General features: G+C 54.1%; 15 protein-coding genes. 1 reads left to right on the top strand and 14 read right to left on the bottom strand.

What is annotated here, in order from left to right:
* Positions 1-55: 55 nt before the first annotated feature.
* From AC2FLD_RS17690 to AC2FLD_RS17630, 13 genes are all read right to left on the bottom strand, one after another.
* Positions 56-826 carry an ABC transporter ATP-binding protein gene (locus AC2FLD_RS17690; RefSeq protein ID WP_496671716.1) on the bottom strand — a complete coding sequence of 257 codons (771 nt, stop codon included), beginning with the start codon at positions 824-826 and terminating at the stop codon, positions 56-58.
* Entirely contained in the window at positions 823-1,788 is a 966-nt protein-coding gene (locus tag AC2FLD_RS17685; protein ID WP_496671719.1) for an ABC transporter ATP-binding protein, read from the bottom strand. The genes AC2FLD_RS17690 and AC2FLD_RS17685 overlap by 4 nt, the downstream gene beginning before the upstream one ends.
* Before the next feature lie 2 nt (positions 1,789-1,790).
* A complete protein-coding gene (locus AC2FLD_RS17680) occupies positions 1,791-2,651 on the bottom strand; it encodes an ABC transporter permease (protein ID WP_496671722.1) in 861 nt (286 codons plus the stop codon).
* 3 nt (positions 2,652-2,654) lie between these two features.
* The gene (locus AC2FLD_RS17675) at positions 2,655-3,608 is read right to left on the bottom strand and encodes an ABC transporter permease (RefSeq protein WP_496671725.1); all 954 of its coding nucleotides are present in this window, start codon (positions 3,606-3,608) and stop codon (positions 2,655-2,657) included.
* Between the two features lie 5 nt (positions 3,609-3,613).
* A complete protein-coding gene (locus AC2FLD_RS17670) occupies positions 3,614-5,218 on the bottom strand; it encodes an ABC transporter substrate-binding protein (protein WP_496671728.1) in 1,605 nt (534 codons plus the stop codon).
* A gap of 26 nt (positions 5,219-5,244) precedes the next feature.
* A complete protein-coding gene (locus AC2FLD_RS17665; RefSeq protein ID WP_496671731.1) occupies positions 5,245-6,345 on the bottom strand; it encodes a class II histone deacetylase in 1,101 nt (366 codons plus the stop codon).
* A gap of 117 nt (positions 6,346-6,462) precedes the next feature.
* On the bottom strand, positions 6,463-7,377 hold the full coding sequence (locus AC2FLD_RS17660; RefSeq protein ID WP_496671734.1) for a helix-turn-helix domain-containing protein: 915 nt from the start codon (positions 7,375-7,377) through the stop codon (positions 6,463-6,465).
* Positions 7,378-7,549: 172 nt separating this feature from the next.
* Entirely contained in the window at positions 7,550-9,784 is a 2,235-nt protein-coding gene (locus AC2FLD_RS17655) for a N,N-dimethylformamidase beta subunit family domain-containing protein (protein WP_496671736.1), read from the bottom strand.
* A 12-nt stretch (positions 9,785-9,796) separates the two neighbouring features.
* Positions 9,797-10,123 carry a N,N-dimethylformamidase alpha subunit family protein gene (locus tag AC2FLD_RS17650; RefSeq protein WP_496671739.1) on the bottom strand — a complete coding sequence of 109 codons (327 nt, stop codon included), beginning with the start codon at positions 10,121-10,123 and terminating at the stop codon, positions 9,797-9,799.
* Between the two features lie 61 nt (positions 10,124-10,184).
* On the bottom strand, positions 10,185-11,225 hold the full coding sequence (locus tag AC2FLD_RS17645) for an ABC transporter substrate-binding protein (protein WP_496671741.1): 1,041 nt from the start codon (positions 11,223-11,225) through the stop codon (positions 10,185-10,187).
* Positions 11,226-11,268: 43 nt separating this feature from the next.
* A complete protein-coding gene (locus AC2FLD_RS17640; RefSeq protein WP_496671743.1) occupies positions 11,269-12,111 on the bottom strand; it encodes an ABC transporter permease in 843 nt (280 codons plus the stop codon).
* Positions 12,111-13,016, bottom strand: a complete 906-nt coding sequence (locus AC2FLD_RS17635) for an ABC transporter permease (RefSeq protein ID WP_496671746.1) — start codon at positions 13,014-13,016, stop codon at positions 12,111-12,113. Before AC2FLD_RS17635 ends, AC2FLD_RS17640 begins: the two co-directional genes overlap by 1 nt.
* 1 nt (position 13,017) lies before the next feature.
* Complete coding sequence (locus AC2FLD_RS17630; protein WP_496671749.1) at positions 13,018-14,124, bottom strand: ABC transporter ATP-binding protein; 1,107 nt, start codon at positions 14,122-14,124, stop codon at positions 13,018-13,020.
* A 122-nt stretch (positions 14,125-14,246) separates the two neighbouring features.
* Between AC2FLD_RS17630 and AC2FLD_RS17625 the strand changes: the two genes are divergently transcribed.
* Positions 14,247-15,353, top strand: coding sequence for a DmpA family aminopeptidase (locus AC2FLD_RS17625; protein WP_496671751.1), 1,107 nt, complete (start codon positions 14,247-14,249; stop codon positions 15,351-15,353).
* A 30-nt stretch (positions 15,354-15,383) separates the two neighbouring features.
* Here the strand turns inward: AC2FLD_RS17625 and acs are convergent, their stop codons facing one another.
* On the bottom strand, positions 15,384-17,336 hold the full coding sequence (gene acs, locus AC2FLD_RS17620) for an acetate--CoA ligase (protein WP_496671754.1): 1,953 nt from the start codon (positions 17,334-17,336) through the stop codon (positions 15,384-15,386).
* Positions 17,337-17,344 lie beyond the last annotated feature (8 nt).

Raw genomic sequence — 17,344 nt, 5'->3', positions numbered from 1 at the left:
TTCCAAGCAGAACAACCCGTAGAGAGTTCAGTTGATATTGCTTCGGCTGCCCAGCTTATTCAATCAGGCCGCTGGCCTGCTGTAAACGCTGGGTATAGGGGTGACTTGCACGGCGATACAGTCGGGCCCTGTCGCATTTTTCCATGATTTCACCGTGATAAAGAACCACGATTTGATCACAAACATATCTGGTGGCGGCAAGGTCATGGGAAATGAAAAGTGCTGAAAACCCCACGCTTTTCTGCAGTTCCTTCAGAAGGTTCAAGATTTGAGCCTGAACGGACACATCGAGCGCGCTGACCGCCTCGTCGAAGAGGATAAACTTTGGATCTGTGATAAGGGCACGCGCGATGGAGACACGTTGTCGTTGTCCCCCGGAAAGCTCGTTGGGAAAACGATCGCCGACACCGCTGGCCAATCCGACACGTTCCAACATTTGATCTACTTGCATGCGCAAGTCACCACCCGATGGGTTGCGGTTTATTCTTAAGGGTTCTGCCACGGAAGTCGCAACTTTCAGTGCAGGGTTGAGTGACATTCTGGGGTTCTGCAAAACTGCCGCGAACTGTCCTCTGAGTTGCGCTCTGCTCAACTGGCTGAATGATTTTCCGCAAAACTCGATAGATCCGGATGTCAAAGGTTGCAGGCCTAGGCAGGCACGCCCCAATGTCGTTTTCCCAGAGCCGGACTCGCCAACCACGCCGACGATTTCACCGGGATGTATGTCCAGGCTGACATCCTTTAGCGCATTGACTGTAGCGGGCGCCCAGGGCGGGCCCGAGCGAAATTCAACACAGGAATCTTTTATGGAAATGACGTTGCTCATGATCTTTGTCCTTGCTGAACATTGCCAGCCTGAAAACAAGCGACCCATCCATTTTGGGTATCCCGCAGAGGCGGGATATCACCAAGGCACTTTTCCGCGCAAAAGGCACACCGATCGGCAAAGGCACATGTGCGGTCTCTGGAAATCGAAAGCGGTGGGGCGCCCTTAAGGCTTTCCAGAACGCCGTCCTCACCTTCGTGACCAGGTTCTGAGTTCAATAGCGCTTTGGCATATGGATGTTGCGGGGCGTCCATGAACAGCGCGGCCGGTGCGATTTCTACGAACCGTCCGGCATACATTACACCGATACGATCGCAATATCGTGCAATCACAGGGATATCGTGGCTGATGATGATCATCGCGGCACCGATTTCCGTACACCATGTCGTCAGCAGATCCATGACATTTCGGCGTACTGATGCGTCCAGGGCAGCGGTCGGTTCATCCGCAATCAACAGTTTCGGTTTTCGTATGAGAGCCATCGCGATGACGGCCCGTTGCGCCATGCCGCCAGACAGTTGGTGCGGGTAGCTTGCCAACACCCGGCGATGGTCTTCAAGCCCGACATGCGCCAGCGCGTTGACAGACTGTTCATGCCAATCGGAACTGCCATACAAGCGCCGAAACTGCCGACCAATTGTTTTTGTTGGGTCCAAGACACTCATCGGGTCCTGAAAAACATGTGCGATACTTGTCGCGCGATAGCTTTGCAGCGCCTTGCCGGAAAGCGACAGAACATCCTGCCCGTCAAGTTGCACCTTGCCCGTTTCAATCTGCCCAGCAGGACCCAGCAGCTTGCCAAGAACCGACGAGAAGGTGGATTTGCCACAGCCGCTTTCGCCGACAATTCCGAACACTTCCCCGCGGTTCATAGACAAAGACACGTTTAAAAGCGCGGTAACCGTGTCAGCTTTGGTTTTGTAGGAAACAGTCAGGTTTTCGATATCAAGCAGATCGGTCATCATTAATCCTCAAGGCTGCGTGCACGGACAGGATCGAAGAAGACTCGCAACCCTTCCCCAATGAGGTTGACGCTCCAGATGGCGAGGACGAGGAAGATGGCAGGGCCAAACACCAGCCATGGCGCGATGGTGATGTAAACGCTCCCTTCGCGCAAGAGCGAACCGAGCGAGGCGGCGGGTGGCTGAGACCCCAACCCAAGGAAGCTGAGCGCACTTTCCACGAGCATTCCGACAGAGATCGAATAGGCGACCTGAGTCACGACCGGAACGGCAATGTTAGGAAGGATGTGAAACAGCAATTGCCGGGCTGGAGAAGCGCCAGCCAGCTTCGCAATGATCACAAAGTCGGCCCCGGTGATCTCCATGGCGGCTGCTCGCACAACCCGGACCATGGGAGGAAGGGTCACGAGGATGATCGCACAGATAGCCGCCAACTCACCGGGGCCGACAATAGCCGTGATGAGCAAGCCCATCAGAACGGCGGGGAAAGAAAAGACAATATCAGAAAAGCGACTGATGATTTCATCCAGCACCTTTCCGGAATAGGCTGAGATCAGGCCGATCACCACCCCGACGAGCGACGAGCACAGGACCGCAGTGGTCGACAAGAGGATGGTTACCTGAATGCCTTGAAAAATACGGGACAATACGTTGCGGCCAAGGTTGTCAGATCCAAACAGAAGATCGCGCGATGGCGGTGACAGGCGCGGGTAGGCGGCCACTTTGTCCGGAGGGTCCAGGGGAAGGAGCGGGGCCAGAAGCGCGAGCAGTAAAAGACTGACAAGAAGGATAGATGCAAATCCTGCCAGTTTGTCCGCACGGTGGTATTCCAACCAGTGATGAGTCAGTGAACGAAGTGTCATTTGTCACCCTCTGCGCAGGCGCGGATCAATCAACCCGTAGGCGATATCCGCAGACATGTTGATGAATACAACAGCACAGGCGATAACCAGCACGGTGGCCTGAACGATGGGATAGTCCCGATTTAGCAATCCTTGGACCAGGAAACGCCCAATACCAGGAACCGAGTAGATGTATTCGACGATAATTGCGCCGCCGATTAAGTAAGCCAGATAGATCGAAAGCGTCGTCACTAGCGGGTTTGAGATATTGCGCAGAATATGTCCTTGCACGATATCTCTGGGCGCTTCACCTCGGGCCAGGGCGGCCATGATATAGTCTTTCGACAAAACGTTGATAACAGCATTCCGTGTTGTCGAGATAAACAGGCCGATGCCTACCGCTGAAAGTGTGAGTGCTGGCAAAGCAACCGACTTGATATGGCCAGACGGATCTTCGCTGAAGGGCACCCACTGGCCCACGGTCAGCCCAAGTGAATAGCGCGAGAATAGGAAAAGGAAGAAGCTCGCGATCACGAAATCTGGCACGCTCATGATGAAACTGCCAAGGACGCGGCTGATGCCCGAAACAGCTGGCCGACGGTGTGCCAGACCGGACCACAACCCAAGTGGGATGCCGATCAGGGCAGAGGTAATGGTGGCCAGAATTGCCAGCTCGATGGTCACTGGCACGCGTTGTGCGAAACTGTCGACAATCGGATGTTGTGTGATCAGCGAGTTTCCCAGATCTCCGGTAGAAAGCGCACCCAGCCATTTGACATATTGGATCGGCAGGGGGCGATCGAGGCCGAATTTTTCGGCAATTTGTTGGCGCAGCTCCTCGGGGCCACGAGGGGCCAATACGTCTTCAAAGCTTCCGGGCAACATATGAATGGCCAGGAAGATGAACATTGACACTCCCAGCAGGGTCAGCAGTGCACTGCCGACCTTGAAAACGACGAATTTGAGAAGCTGCGTCATTTGATTCAGTTCAGCTCGAATGTTTCGACATTGCGCAGCGTGTGGACATAACCCTCAAGATGCGCGAGCTTCGCGTTCAACTTGTCCTTGCGATAGGCAATTGTATCCTGACGCGTCACAAGTGGAATGACGTTGGCTGTCTCGTCGATCATGGCACAAAGATCCTGCAGAACCGCGCCACGGGCCTCTCCTCCGGTTTGATATGCGGCGTCGATCAGTGCGTTCAATTCATCGTTGTTCTCAACGTGCCCGGCAGTGAACCCGGCGACGCCCGGATTCCACCAAAGCGTGGAAATTGCTGGGTCTGCATAACCTGCATACCAAGATATCATCGCTTCGAATTGGCTTGGATTGTCAATCCAGGCGCGCTGTACCCAGATACCTTCGTCGACAACAGCAATATTTGCCGTCAAACCGATTTGGGCCACACCCTGCGCGATGACCTGCGCCATTTGAATATCCGCGGGAATATTGCGTACAAGCAGTTCAAAGCTCAGCCCGTCATGACCGGATTCCTCAACCAGTTTCCTGGCTCGATCAAGATCTTGCCTGAAGTTAGGCAGTTGATCCGTGTCACACACGCCGTAGGCCGGGGCCATAACGGCCGTTGGTTGTCCGGCGCCACCCAAGGCAATATTGGCGATCAAATCGCGGTCGAGAGTCAGTGCAACGGCTTGGCGCAGTCTGACGTCTCGGAATGGTGATTGATCCCAAACCGCATTGAGACCCAGAAAATAGTAATTTGTGACGTCTTCAACATTCACCTCAACATTGTCGATGCCACGCAGTAAGAGCGGTGCGTCTGGGCTGGCTTCGAAACTGGCGATATCGACGGAACCGTCACGCAATTGGGCGATCCGGGTTGTATCGCTAGGCACGATCTTGACCACGATACGGTCAATCTTTGGCAACCCTTCCTGATAGTAGTGAGGATTACGTTCCAATTCCCAATTGTCGTCTTGCACATGAGAGACCACACGGTAGGGCCCGCTGCCCAGCATCTCTTTGGAAACATCCAGTTCACCGCTTTCAACCCGTGACATCGGCAGGATCGATGTCATCGTTGCGGCAAGTGCAGCGATCAAAGGTGTGTGCGGCTCCTGCAGGGTGACTCGGACATGATTGTCCCCAACAGCTTCGACATCCGCAATTCGACCCATTGGGCGAACCCACCATGATCCTGTCGCCGGGTCTTGCACGCGCTTCAGGCTTCCAACCACGTCAGCGACAGTGAGATCTGATCCATCAGAGAATTTCACACCTGATCTGATGGTGAAAAGGTAACTGGTATCGGATTCCTGTTCCCAGCTTTCTGCGATCGCTGGAATCGGCTGAAGGTTTTCATCGACGTCGATCAGGCTGTCATATACCAGATGCAGCATTTGCCATGAGGATCCAAGGATAGACGTATGCGGATCAAGCATGGTGGTTTCCAGCGGCTTCGCCCATATCAGGGTTGATGTGTCTTGTGCCTGAGCCCCGAACGGCAGATTCGAAGCAGCGATCGCTGCGGCACCCGTTGTTGCGATCTTTCGAAGGAAGCTGCGCCTTGTGATCGCAGATTTGTGGTCCTTCGCTTCGGGGTTCTGGAGCAATTGGTCAAAGTTCATGAGTGCCTCCCTTTGGCATGTTTATGTTATCTCAGTTTTTTGACGAGGTTGCGCGCATCAGAAATGATCGCTTCTTGGTGTGGTTGCAGGCCTTGCCCACCAAAGGCGGCGACATATTCATCGAACGGATCGGTGATGTTTGTGCGAATGCCCGAAAGGGTCTCCATCACGGCAAGGCCGCAATAGGGCGCTAGGGCACGCGAATACCCCCCTTCATGCAACATCGCAATTTTGCCCTGACAAAGATCGTCCGCGCAATCCATCAGCTGCTGCGTCATGGATGTGTAGACACTGCTGTGAAGCATTTGTCGCGCCAGAGGGTCGAGCCCGCAGGCGTCAAAACCACTGCAGACAACAATTAATTGCGGCTTATAGGCACTAAGGGCGGGAATAACGACCTGTTCAAATGCAGCTTCGTAGGCACCCCGCCCCGAGCCCGGTGGCAGGGGAAGGTTAACGTTGTAGCCGTCCCCGCGGCCCTCGCCTGTTGCCGACATTGGACCGGACTCAAGCGGGAACAGATTGTCCTGATGCAGAGAAATCGTAAGCACTGATGGGTCATCATAAAAGATCTCCTCGGCGCCGTTACCGTGATGGGCATCCCAATCCACGATAGCGATGCGGTCCAGCTGATGTTTTTGCTGCATCTCCCGAATGGCAATTGATGCATTCGCGAAAATGCAAAACCCCATCGCCTCGTCCGGGCGGGCGTGATGTCCCGGCGGGCGCACCAGCGCGTAGCCATTTTTGACCTGCCCATTCAACACCGCATCCATGATTGAAATTGCGCCACCGGTCGAGATGCGTGCGATGTCGAAGCCTTGATTGCCGATAAACGTATTCAGCCCGACTTCTCCACCGCCAGAACAGCTCTTTTCCCGGATACGCTCAATATATTGCTGGGGATGTACACGCGCGATTTGCGAAACATCAGCCGGTTCCGGCTTTAGCAGGGTGAGTTGATCAATCAGCCCGCTGACATCAAGCAGGTTGCGAATACGGCGCTTGGTTTCCGGCTCTTCCGCGTGTCGATCCGGTTGCACTTCCAGACCCGCCGGGACAAAGGAACTGACATTCCCCGCATCGTGCCACATGCATATTTCATGATAGACCAAACCGGTCGCCATCGGCTTTTCTCCTAAACTTCCGAGTTAGTCAGGAAGTGTAGAGAGCGTAATGGACAGAGGTTATGATCAGAGTCTCATAGATCTTGTTCAAGACTCTCCGATGACCCGGAACGGCGTTCACAAGTGTTTTCGAACGGCATATTGAACATCGCTGGGGCTGAGCCCATAGGCTGCTTTGAATGATCTAGAGAAATGAGAATGGTCGAGAAAACCCACTTTGTAAGCAACTTCGCTGACCGTGTTTCCAATCGCTTCGGACGAGCGCAGCATTTCGTAAGAGTGCGCCAATCGAGTGTTACGCACTGTCGTTCCAAACGTCAGGTTGTAATTGCTGAACACGCGATGCAGATGTGAAATGGATATTCCAAGTTTGTCTGCAGTCTGACGTGCCGACAAGTCAGAGTTCATATAGTTCTGTTCGATGTAGCCGATGAGACGGACGAGCAGGCCATCCAGCCCGGCAGATCCTTCGATTTTTGCTTGCATACGTTCCGTACGCAGCAACAGGAGAATAAGTTCAAGCACCTGTCGGCGGAGATCCTGACAAAGGACTTCCCGTGATGCGATAGGCACCGCACCAATTGAACGCATTACTGATGCAACCATGGGAAACAAGACGGGATCGCTGTTAAAGGCCCGCGCGCAATGCAGGTGTGCAAGCTTATATCGGTCTTCAACGTCAGTTACGGGCAGATGCAGGGTAATGGCCCGGCTGGCACTTACACAAGACAACTCATAGGGTTCACCAGAACGCAGCATGACGTATTGCCCGGGACTCAACGACCCACAACGCGCCAGTTGATTGAAGAACATCTCGCCTTCGGTGACGAAAACGAAAACGAAATATTCGACCGTATCCCGGCCAATATCTGAGCGTGAGCGAAAGCCTTTTGCCGGGGTACTGCGAAACCTGGATATGTTGACATCCGAGAGGTTGACGACCTCGATCTTTGCATCGAGCGCCTGATGTTTGTCCTCCAATATGTCCAGCGTGTAATAGGCTTCGGACATTGAACTGCGCCATTCTTCCATGCGTGACGCCTGAGCAAACTCAGAAGACTGATAGACCAGATCAGCGTAAATGGGCAAAGGCTCCATACGCGTATCCCCCAATTCCGCCCGACCTGCGGGCATTGTTGGTCAACGATACACTCAACCCACCTATTGGCAAAGCTTCCTGAAGCCCGGCCTTTTCCCAGCGCATCTAGGGCATTTCGAATGGAACCGGATCGTTGAACCGTTTCAGGACGTTTTCTGTCATCTTTGCGATCTCGTTGTCATACGAGTTCCACGCCATGGAACCCGGCCAGGCAATTGAGCCAACCGAGAAAACGGCGCCACCCCCCGGCGTCTCAAAAAACGTCAGGTCTGATCTGATAATATCGCATTGTGTGCCAGACCAATCCGGAGTCGGGTCCAGAAGGTCCTCAGGCGTCATCAGGTAAATGTCAGTATGGCGCGTTGACGATGCCAGAACCAGCGCGTGATCGGGCGTACCCTGATCCGCGTCGGCACGATCAACCTCAAGCCCGGCTGCGCCGCCGCCTGCCAGTCCGAAGTCTCCGATCACCGGCCTGTCGATCCCCTCAAAGACAAACTCCGCACGCGGGTTTTTCGCCTCGGGGCTGACAACATAAGGCTCGGAAATGTCAAAGCCCTGCGAGGTCATGCCAACACCGCAAAGGTGGTTGGGCGGGCGGCCATTGCGGCGCCAGAGGCCGCCATATTCACCGGTAAATGCGTGATAGAACTGGCCATGGCCCGGTTCCCAGGGGCGAATGCCGGCCTCGGATCTGCGGCACTCCATGATGCCGGGCATATCTTCGTTGAAGCTGACGACCCAATAGAATCCGTTGCCGCCCAGATACATCAGCCTGCCACCGCGATCGGTGAAGCTTTGCAGGCCACTGACCATGTTGGCGGTATAGTATTCAGGATGGCTGCCGGTCAGGATCACGTTATAGCGTTCCAAAAGGCGCAATCCTTCGGCGTGAACGTCCTCATCCGTGATGACATCATAATCCTGACCGATATGGTCCAGCCAACCCAAGATATGCGTATCCGCATTGAACTGCCAAATGTTCGAGCCAAGACCACCAAGGAAAGATTTCACCTTGGGCTGCATGTCAACGATGGGCCGCAGCCGAGAGGTATGGAACACGCCGCTGCTGTCGTTATGGGTTTCGTAAACCGAGAAGCCGATTTCCGGGTTGTCCTGCAGGAACATATGATGCCGGTCCAGTTCGACCGCGCGACCCATGCCAATCTCAGTGCCGGGCACGTCCATTCCTAGCCGGTGGTTGGCATAGGCCATATAGCTGCATGTGGGGAACAGGAAGGCGACGGTATTGCCCGATGCTTTGTTGCGCGGTGGCCGGACAGTGAAAACACAGTAATAAGCGGAGTCCTCATCCCCATCGGGAACAAGACGCACGGCATAGACGCCGCTTTTCAGATCGTCCGGGATAGTCAGAGAGAAATCGACACTCCAACCCGCATCATACATGTCGGTGGCATGGAAATGGATGGCCGAATAAAGCTCGGGGCGCTTGTTCCAGTCCAGTTCCTGACCTTTCCACAACCAACCGGTCATGGCGCGTGTTGGCGCGTTGTGGATTGTTCCGTCCAGCCTGTAGGGCGAGACATCGCAGATCGTCATGGTCTTCATCTTGCGAGAGAAGTCCCACGCTGCGATCAGGTTTCGCTGGCGTTCCAACTGCTGGAAGTCAGCCAGAAGATTCATAAGCCGGGCAGGGTCGATGACATCGCCGAAAATTGCGGGACGGTCGATCTTACCTTCGAAGAAAGCCGTCAGTTCGCCATTTGCGTCGCGATTTGCAGCGATCACACATTCGTCGCTGGTCAGGCCATGCGGCCCTTTCAGAACAGCTGTCTGAGTGTCGGGGTCAGCGGGCAGGCTGGCGGAATCGCGATCGGTCAATAGCGAAAGGGTCAGGTGATTGGTGCGACTGTCATAGCTTAGGCAAACCAGATGCCATTGATCCGGTGCCACCAGTTTTTCCGATCGCAACACAACCTGTTCGGATGAGGCAATTTCACCGGTCAGATGTCCGTCCGCATCGATGACCATTGAGGCCAGACCGGGCAGAGAGATAACGCAACGTCGTGCGCCCTGCGTCAGCGTTGGTTTGATAACCGCTGCAAGTGTGAAATCGGTCAGTTTTTTGAAGATACCTTGCCCGAGAACGATTACACAGGATCCTGGCTTGAAGGGCTTTGCAATGGCTTCTCTTTCGCCACCCAGATCAACCGGGATCAGCTCATCCTTGTATCCGGGACCTTCTGGGTTTGTATCACCTTGGATGATGCGGCGGAAATCAGCGGCATATTTCTTTGCGCCAAATGACGACACCATGACATCAAGGCTTTCGCCCGGGGCGACGGTGAGATGATTTGTGTATCCGACAATAGGTAGCATGGTTTAGTCCGTTCAGGCGTTGGAATTGAGCAGTTGATCCAGGTCGTGACCTGTCAGATCTTTCCATCGCCGCTTGAAGATATTGCGTTCCGCGTCGATCAAATCCGTGAATTCAGCGCCGTCAATGAGTTCAACTTTGCTCCCGCGTGCATTGGGTAGCTTGCCAAGTTGCCAGAGTGCGTAACGTTCCTTTACGACCAGTACATACTTGAAATCCCAGTATGTGCCTCGCATCCGGTTGAGGACACGTTGCAATCCGGGGCTGTGATAACCAATCGGTTCAGCCATGAATTCCCGGGCGAACTGAAGGTCGGTGTCTGCGATTTTGTATCTGGCCATGAGCTAAGTCACATTTTGAAAAAAGCTGAGGCGCAATACGCCCCAGCAGTTCAGGGAGAGTTTATTGAGTTTTGATGCGATCCCAAGAGCGGGTATAGACCCTGAGGTCGCGGCCAAGATCGTCAAAGATCTGCAGCTTTTCCCGAACTTCTACCGGCGGGTTAACGGCCGGATGTCCTTTAAGCTCTTCGGGCAGCAGTTCAATCGCAGCAGTGTTCACCGACCCATTCGTCAGTCGTTCTGTGTTCATTGCCGAGATTTCGGGCCGCATCATGAATTGCAGGAACAGCTTAGCGTTATCCGGGTTGGGTGCCGATGCCAGAAGACAAATGTCTTCCTGGTACATGGTGGCGCCTTCTTCTGGAATTATAAAGCCAAGGAGATCCGGATTCTGGTTCGCATTCAGGACCGCACCGACATACCAGTGCGACGCTGCCATATCCCCGGAGGTAACCAGCGGGATAACGTCATAACGAAACGCACCGATATTTGGCTTTTGCTCCAATATGAACTGTTCCGCCGCTTTCACTTCGTCAGCATCGGTCGAGTTGACCGAAGCGCCGTTCATGATCAGGCCGACGCCGATGGTTTCACGCAGGTCATCCAGCATGGTGACTTTGCCCGGATTGGCTGCCGCATAGTCAAAGAACTGCTGCCACGAGGTCAGCTCGGGGATCAGTTCCTTGTTATAGAAGATACCCACGGCACCCCACGCATAGGGAAGGCAATATTCTGCGGTGGGATCTTCTTTGGAGCGGATGGAACCGGGATCGATATTCTCGAAACCGGGCATTTGATTTACACCGGTCGGCTGCAACAGACCAATTTTTTGCATGATGTCATGCATATGGACCGAGGGCCAAATCAGGTCATATCCGGTTGCGCCTGCTTGGATGCGCGCCAACATCTCTTCGTTGGTTGAATAGGTGTCGAGAGTAACTTCGACATCATATTCCTCACTGAACCTCTCGATGATTTCCGGGTTGATATATTCCCCCCAGTTATACAGGCTCAGTTCGCCTTCTGCTGATGCGACAGAGCTCAATCCCAGGCTTGCTGCTGATGCAAGCAAAATAGTTTTGATCTTACTCATCGTGGACATGGTCAAATCCTCCTCTGTTTTACCTTGTCGTTTTAGATTGGTGTTAGTTTTTCCGGCTGCGCAAATACAGCCCCACTGCGGCAACGATGAACGAGAACGCCAGCAACAGTACCGCTAACGCGTTGATCTGTGGACGAAGCCCACGGCGCATCATCGCCAGAATAAACAGCGGCAATGTCTGAGAACCGACACCCGCGATGAAATATGTGATAACGACATCATCGAGCGAGATGATGAAGGCCAGAAGGAAGCCGCCGATAACACCGGGCATGATTTGTGGCAGCGTGACTCTCCAAAAAGTCGTGATTGGCCCAGCACCCAGGTCAGCAGAGGCCTGTTCAAGGCTGGTATCCATTCCGGCAAGCCGCGCGCTGACAACCACGAAAACATAGCTGGAAAGGAATGTCGTGTGGCCAATGATGACGGTTAGCAGACTGAGATGGAAACCAGCACCGACGAAGAAGATCAGCAGCGCAATTCCCAGAACAATGTCCGGCACGATCATCGGCAACACCAGAAGTGCTTGATAAAAGCGTTTCCCGACGAACTTGTATCGGGCGAGAGCAATAGCTGTCGAGGTGCCGATGATTGTCGAGATCGTACTGGCCGTCAAGGCAACAATCGCGCTGTGTTTCACAACTTCGAAAATACGTTCTGGCGATTCCGTGAATGCGGCATCAAAGGATGATTGGGAGCTGGCTCCGCCGAAAATCGTCAGATACCAGTCAAGTGTGAAGTCTTCCCAGACAGCCATGTTGATTGCGTTCGAGTTGAACGAGTAGAAAAAGATCAGACCCAGAGGAAGGTACAGGAAGGCCAGAAAGAAAACTCCGTATCCTTTGAATACCTTGCCCCAGATGGGATGACTGAGAATTTTGTCCAACATCAGCTTACCCCTTGCTCTTCAGCTTTGTTCTGACGGCTGATCTGGTAGACAACCAGTATCACCACTGCGGCCATGATCAGCAGCGCCAGTGCCGCGCCGAATGGCCAGTCTCGCGATTGAAGGAACGACCTTTCAATCAGGTTACCTGTCATCTGCACTTTCGAACCGCCCAGGAAAGATGGCACGATGAAGTTACCAAGTGCGGGGATGAACACGATGACGCAACCGCCGATGATACCTGGGGCGGTTAGGGGCAAGATAACGCGGCGGAACGTCTGCAACGCATTTGCCCCAAGATCCTGCGATGCACGCACCAGCGAATAGTCCAGCTTTTCGACATTCGCGTAGATCGGCAGGAACATGAAAGGCGTTAGAATATAGACCATGCCGATAATCACCGAGAAGTTGGTGAAAAGCATATCCAATGGTTCTGCGATTATGCCCATTGACTGCAGGAGTGTATTGAAGAAGCCCGAAGGGCGCAGCAGCAGCAACCAAGCATAGATGCGCACCAGCATGTTCGCAAAGAAAGGCAACGTAATCAGGAACAGAGCAAGATTCTTTTTTGTACCTTGCATCCGGCTGACCCAGAACGCTGCAGGGTAGCAAAGCACGAAAGTTCCCATAACTGTAAGCACTGCGATCTTGACCGAGTTCAGAAAAATCTGGAGGTAGATCGGTTCGAATACTTCGTAATCATTCAGCGGCCAGCCGATGATCCGGCCGTAGTTGTATGGATACCATTTCCATTCGACACCGCCGTAAAGACCAGGTTCGAGAAAGCTGTAAACCATCATGATACCCAGTGGGATCAGGAAGAAGATCCCAAGCATTAGCGTAAAGGGCGCAAGTAAGAGAACCAGATTACGGCGACGGCGTTTGGCGATTGCTCCTTCGTCCAGCATATTAGCCTCCTGCACTTTCGATCAGGTGTGCGGCATTCGGCGAATAATAGAGGGTAATTTCGGTGCCGTTTTCAAAATGCTCGTTCTCACCACCTTTGCTGTGGCGATGGTGAACAATCGCGGTCCGGCCCTTTCCGACATCAACGTGCAAGTGCATATCGGAGCCGACGAACACACTTTCTACGACTGTGCCAGTAATCGATTGATTGTCTTCCGCAGCGCCTACAGGAGCCAATGTCAGATGCTCCGGGCGAAGCGTCATGCTGGCTTGTTCACCGGCCTTAAAGCGATCGGATTTCGCGGTTAGCTCCCTGCCATTTCCGGTCCGTAGAGTGACATAGCCATCGTCAGCCCTTACAATCTTGCCAGAGAATATGTTGCTGGTTCCCACGAAGTTTGCGACGAACTCATTCCAGGGTTCGTCGTATATCTCAGCAGGTGCACCAAGCTGTTGAAGCTTTCCATTTGCCACAACGGCAATTCGATCAGACATTGCCAAAGCTTCTTCCTGATCGTGCGTAACGAAGATAAAGGTAACGCCAACCGAGTGCTGAAGGTTCTTTAGCTCGATCTGCATGTTTTCCCGCATCTTGCGATCCAGAGCGGAAAGCGGTTCATCCAGAAGAAGGACTTTCGGCTTCAGAACGAGCGAACGCGCGAGCGCGACCCGCTGCTGTTGGCCACCGGACAATTGACTTGGTTGACGCGCCCCAAATCCCGTCAGCCCGACCATATCCAGGGCCTCTCCGACGCGCCTGCCGCGCTCGGCTTTGTCAACTCCTGCGACAACCATCCCGTAGGCGACGTTGTCCGCAACGCTTAGATGCGGGAACAGCGCATAGTTTTGAAACACTGTATTGAAAGGCCTCCGATGGGCGGGCACCCCTTTTAAGCTCTGACCTTGCAGCGTAATTTCACCTTCATCGATATCTTCAAACCCAGCGATGCACTTTAGCAACGTCGTCTTGCCGCAGCCGGATGGGCCGAGCAGTGTAAGAAACTCGTTGTTGCGGATATCGATCGAGACATCGTCCAACGCCTTTATCACGCCACCTTCAGGCGTGTGGAACGACTTAAATGCCGACTCGATTTTCAGAAAGCTATCCACAAAGTTCCTCCCTATATGAATGGCTTTTGTATTTAACTAAACATAAAAAACATTGTCAAGATACAATCCGGCTGGTACCGGTTGACACTGAGAGACACACCACAAGATGACGGGAAACCAAAGTGTTAAGAAAACGCGCTCGAGATTTTGGCCTGCAATTCCCGGGTGAACCCGGACCTAAAAATGACATCTGTGATGTTAAAGGGGTGTTGGTAGGTCAAACGACGCTAAATTCTGGCACGAGCACTGCGGAGTCGCCGGTGATGCGCTCGGGAGTAACCGCGATCCTTCCGTTTGGTTATTCAAACCCACTACAGCTTGCCCCGGCGGGTGTATTTTCATTAAACGGTAATGGCGAAATGACCGGTGCGCATTGGATTCGCGATGCCGGACATTTCGGCGGTCCGATCTGCCTGACCAATACGCACAGTGTTGGAATCGTTCACCACGCGGTGATTCGATGGATGATTTCTCAGTACAAAAATGACTTCGATACTGAACACCTGTGGGCAATGCCCGTAATCGCCGAGACCTATGATGGTGTTCTAAACGACATCAACGGGCAGCACGTTACAGAAAATCATGCTCTGGCGGCTTTGGAATCTGCATGTGCTGATGGTGTGCAAGAGGGCAATGCTGGCGGCGGTACCGGTATGATTTGTTACGAATTCAAGGGCGGCACCGGTACGTCATCCCGTGTCGTGACTATTGATGGACAGGCCTATACGATTGGGGTTCTGGTACAGGCAAATCATGGCATTCGTGACTGGTTGACCATTTTGGGTGAGCCGGTCGGGAAACGCTTTACCAATGATCGACTGTTCAATTCTGAACAGGGATCGATAATCGTGATAATCGCAACAGACCTGCCAATGCGGCCAGATCAACTGGAGCGTTTAGCACGCCGTGGTGCAATTGGCATCAGCCGCTCGGGAACTCCGGGGGGTAATAATTCTGGCGATATCTTTCTCGCTTTCTGCACCGCGAACGCCAAACCAATTCCGGGGAAAGGGCCCAGCTTTCAAAGCTTGGTTCACATTTCAGATGATGATCTGGATGCAGTTTATCTGGCTGCAGTTGAGGCAACGGATGAATCCATTATCAATGCAATGTTTGCTGCCGAGGATCTGGAATGCTTCAAACCCTCGGGCAGTATGTGCAAAGCCATCGATAAGGATGCCGTTGTAGAGATACTGACAAAAGTCGGCAAATGTTCTCAAGGCTTCTGAAAACCGCTAAAAAACCTGACAAATGGTTGATCAGGTTTTATTCGCTCGGTTTTCGATCAGGTCTTCGACCACCGACGGATCGGCGAGGGTCGACGTGTCGCCCAGCGATCCAAAGTCGTTCTCGGCGATCTTGCGCAGGATACGGCGCATAATCTTGCCCGAACGGGTCTTGGGCAGGCCAGGGGCCCACTGGATCACGTCCGGCGATGCAATCGGGCCGATTTCCGTGCGGACCCAGGTGCGCAGTTCTTTCAGAAGATCATCCGAAGGCTCACGATCATTCATCAAGGTGACATAACAATAGATGCCTTGCCCCTTGATCTCGTGCGGATAGCCCACAACGGCAGCCTCGGCCACGGCGGCATGCGCCACCAGCGCGCTTTCCACCTCGGCCGTGCCCATGCGGTGGCCCGAGACGTTGATCACGTCATCGACACGCCCGGTGATCCAGTAATCGCCGTCCTCGTCCCGGCGGCAGCCGTCACCGGTGAAGTAATACCCTTTGTAATCCGAGAAATAGGTCTTCTCGAACCGCTCATGATCACCCCAGACGGTGCGCATCTGGCCGGGCCAGCTGTCCTTGATGCACAGCACGCCCTCAACCCCGTTGCCGTCGATCTCAACACCCGATTGCGGGTCCAGAACCACAGGCTCGATGCCAAAGAACGGTTTCATCGCCGAGCCGGGCTTGGTCGCATGCGCTCCGGGCAGGGGGGTCATCAGATGGCCACCGGTTTCGGTCTGCCACCAGGTATCGACGATGGGGCAACGCCCGCCGCCAACAACCTCGTTGTACCAGTGCCAGGCCTCGGGGTTGATCGGCTCGCCCACCGTGCCCAGCACCCTGAGATCGCTCAGGTCGCATTTCTCGACATATTCATTGCCCTGACCCATCAGGGCGCGGATCGCGGTCGGAGCCGTATAGAACTGGTTCACCTTGTGCTTTTCGCAGACTTGCCAAAACCGGCTGGCATCCGGGTAGGTCGGCACGCCTTCGAACATCAGCGTGGTCGCGCCATTGGCCAGCGGGCCATAGACGATATAACTGTGGCCCGTGACCCAGCCCACATCCGCCGTGCACCAATAGATGTCGCCTTCATGGTAATCAAAGGTGATCTCATGGGTCATCGCGGCATAAACCAGATAGCCACCGGTGGTGTGCACCACGCCCTTGGGCTGCCCGGTTGAGCCCGAGGTGTAGAGGATGAACAGAGGGTCCTCGGCGCTCATCTCGGCCGGGGCGCAGTATTCATCCGCCTCCAGCGCCATTTCATTGTAATCGTAATCGCGCCCGTCGATCCATGTGGTCTGCCCGCCGGTGCGCTTGACCACCAGACACTTCACGGTGTCCTTGCAATGCAGCAGCGCCGCATCGGCGTTGGATTTCAGCGCCGTCTTGCGGCCACCGCGCGGGGCTTCGTCTGCGGTAATGACAACTTTCGCATCGCAACCGTTGACCCGAGCCGCCAGGGCATCGGGTGAAAACCCTGCAAAGACGATGGAATGGATCGCACCGATCCGGGCGCAGGCCAGCATGGCATAGGCCGCCTCGGGGATCATCGGCATATAGATCACTACCCGGTCGCCCTTGCGCACGCCCATGGATTCCAGAATGTTGGCCATCCGGCAGGTGCGGCGATGCAGCTCAGCATAGGAAATGTGCTGGGCGTCGTCGTTCGGATCATCCGGCTCCCAGATGATTGCGGTCTGATCGCCCCGCGTCTCAAGATGGCGGTCCAGACAATTGGCCGAAACGTTCAGCGTACCATTGGCATACCAATTGATGCCGACATTCCCGAAGTTGTAGTTGACGTCCTTGACCTGCGTATAGGGCTTGATCCAGTCGACCCGCTTGCCTTGCTCATCCCAGAATGTCTCGGGGTCGTTAATCGAGGCCGCATACATGTCGGCATATTTCGCGGCATCAACGTGGGCACGTGCGACGGTTTCAGCGGATGGCGGGTACACCTTGGCGTCTGACATATTAAGCC

The organism is Ruegeria sp. CDSA021, assembly GCF_059612325.1.
Note: the sequence above shows the minus strand (reverse complement) of the source record. Positions and strands in the feature narration are given on the sequence as shown.

Excerpts from the sequence above, each read along its gene's own strand:
- AC2FLD_RS17690 (WP_496671716.1), bottom strand. The coding sequence starts at position 826 with ATGAGCAACGTCATTTCCATAAAAGATTCCTGTGTTGAATTTCGCTCG.
- AC2FLD_RS17635 (WP_496671746.1), bottom strand. The coding sequence starts at position 13,016 with ATGCTGGACGAAGGAGCAATCGCCAAACGCCGTCGCCGTAATCTGGTT.
- AC2FLD_RS17680 (WP_496671722.1), bottom strand. The coding sequence starts at position 2,651 with ATGACACTTCGTTCACTGACTCATCACTGGTTGGAATACCACCGTGCG.
- AC2FLD_RS17645 (WP_496671741.1), bottom strand. The coding sequence starts at position 11,225 with ATGTCCACGATGAGTAAGATCAAAACTATTTTGCTTGCATCAGCAGCA.
- AC2FLD_RS17660 (WP_496671734.1), bottom strand. The coding sequence starts at position 7,377 with ATGGAAGAATGGCGCAGTTCAATGTCCGAAGCCTATTACACGCTGGAC.
- AC2FLD_RS17685 (WP_496671719.1), bottom strand. The coding sequence starts at position 1,788 with ATGACCGATCTGCTTGATATCGAAAACCTGACTGTTTCCTACAAAACC.
- acs (WP_496671754.1), bottom strand. The coding sequence starts at position 17,336 with ATGTCAGACGCCAAGGTGTACCCGCCATCCGCTGAAACCGTCGCACGT.
- AC2FLD_RS17670 (WP_496671728.1), bottom strand. The coding sequence starts at position 5,218 with ATGAACTTTGACCAATTGCTCCAGAACCCCGAAGCGAAGGACCACAAA.
- AC2FLD_RS17675 (WP_496671725.1), bottom strand. The coding sequence starts at position 3,608 with ATGACGCAGCTTCTCAAATTCGTCGTTTTCAAGGTCGGCAGTGCACTG.
- AC2FLD_RS17650 (WP_496671739.1), bottom strand. The coding sequence starts at position 10,123 with ATGGCCAGATACAAAATCGCAGACACCGACCTTCAGTTCGCCCGGGAA.
- AC2FLD_RS17655 (WP_496671736.1), bottom strand. The coding sequence starts at position 9,784 with ATGCTACCTATTGTCGGATACACAAATCATCTCACCGTCGCCCCGGGC.
- AC2FLD_RS17640 (WP_496671743.1), bottom strand. The coding sequence starts at position 12,111 with ATGTTGGACAAAATTCTCAGTCATCCCATCTGGGGCAAGGTATTCAAA.
- AC2FLD_RS17665 (WP_496671731.1), bottom strand. The coding sequence starts at position 6,345 with ATGGCGACCGGTTTGGTCTATCATGAAATATGCATGTGGCACGATGCG.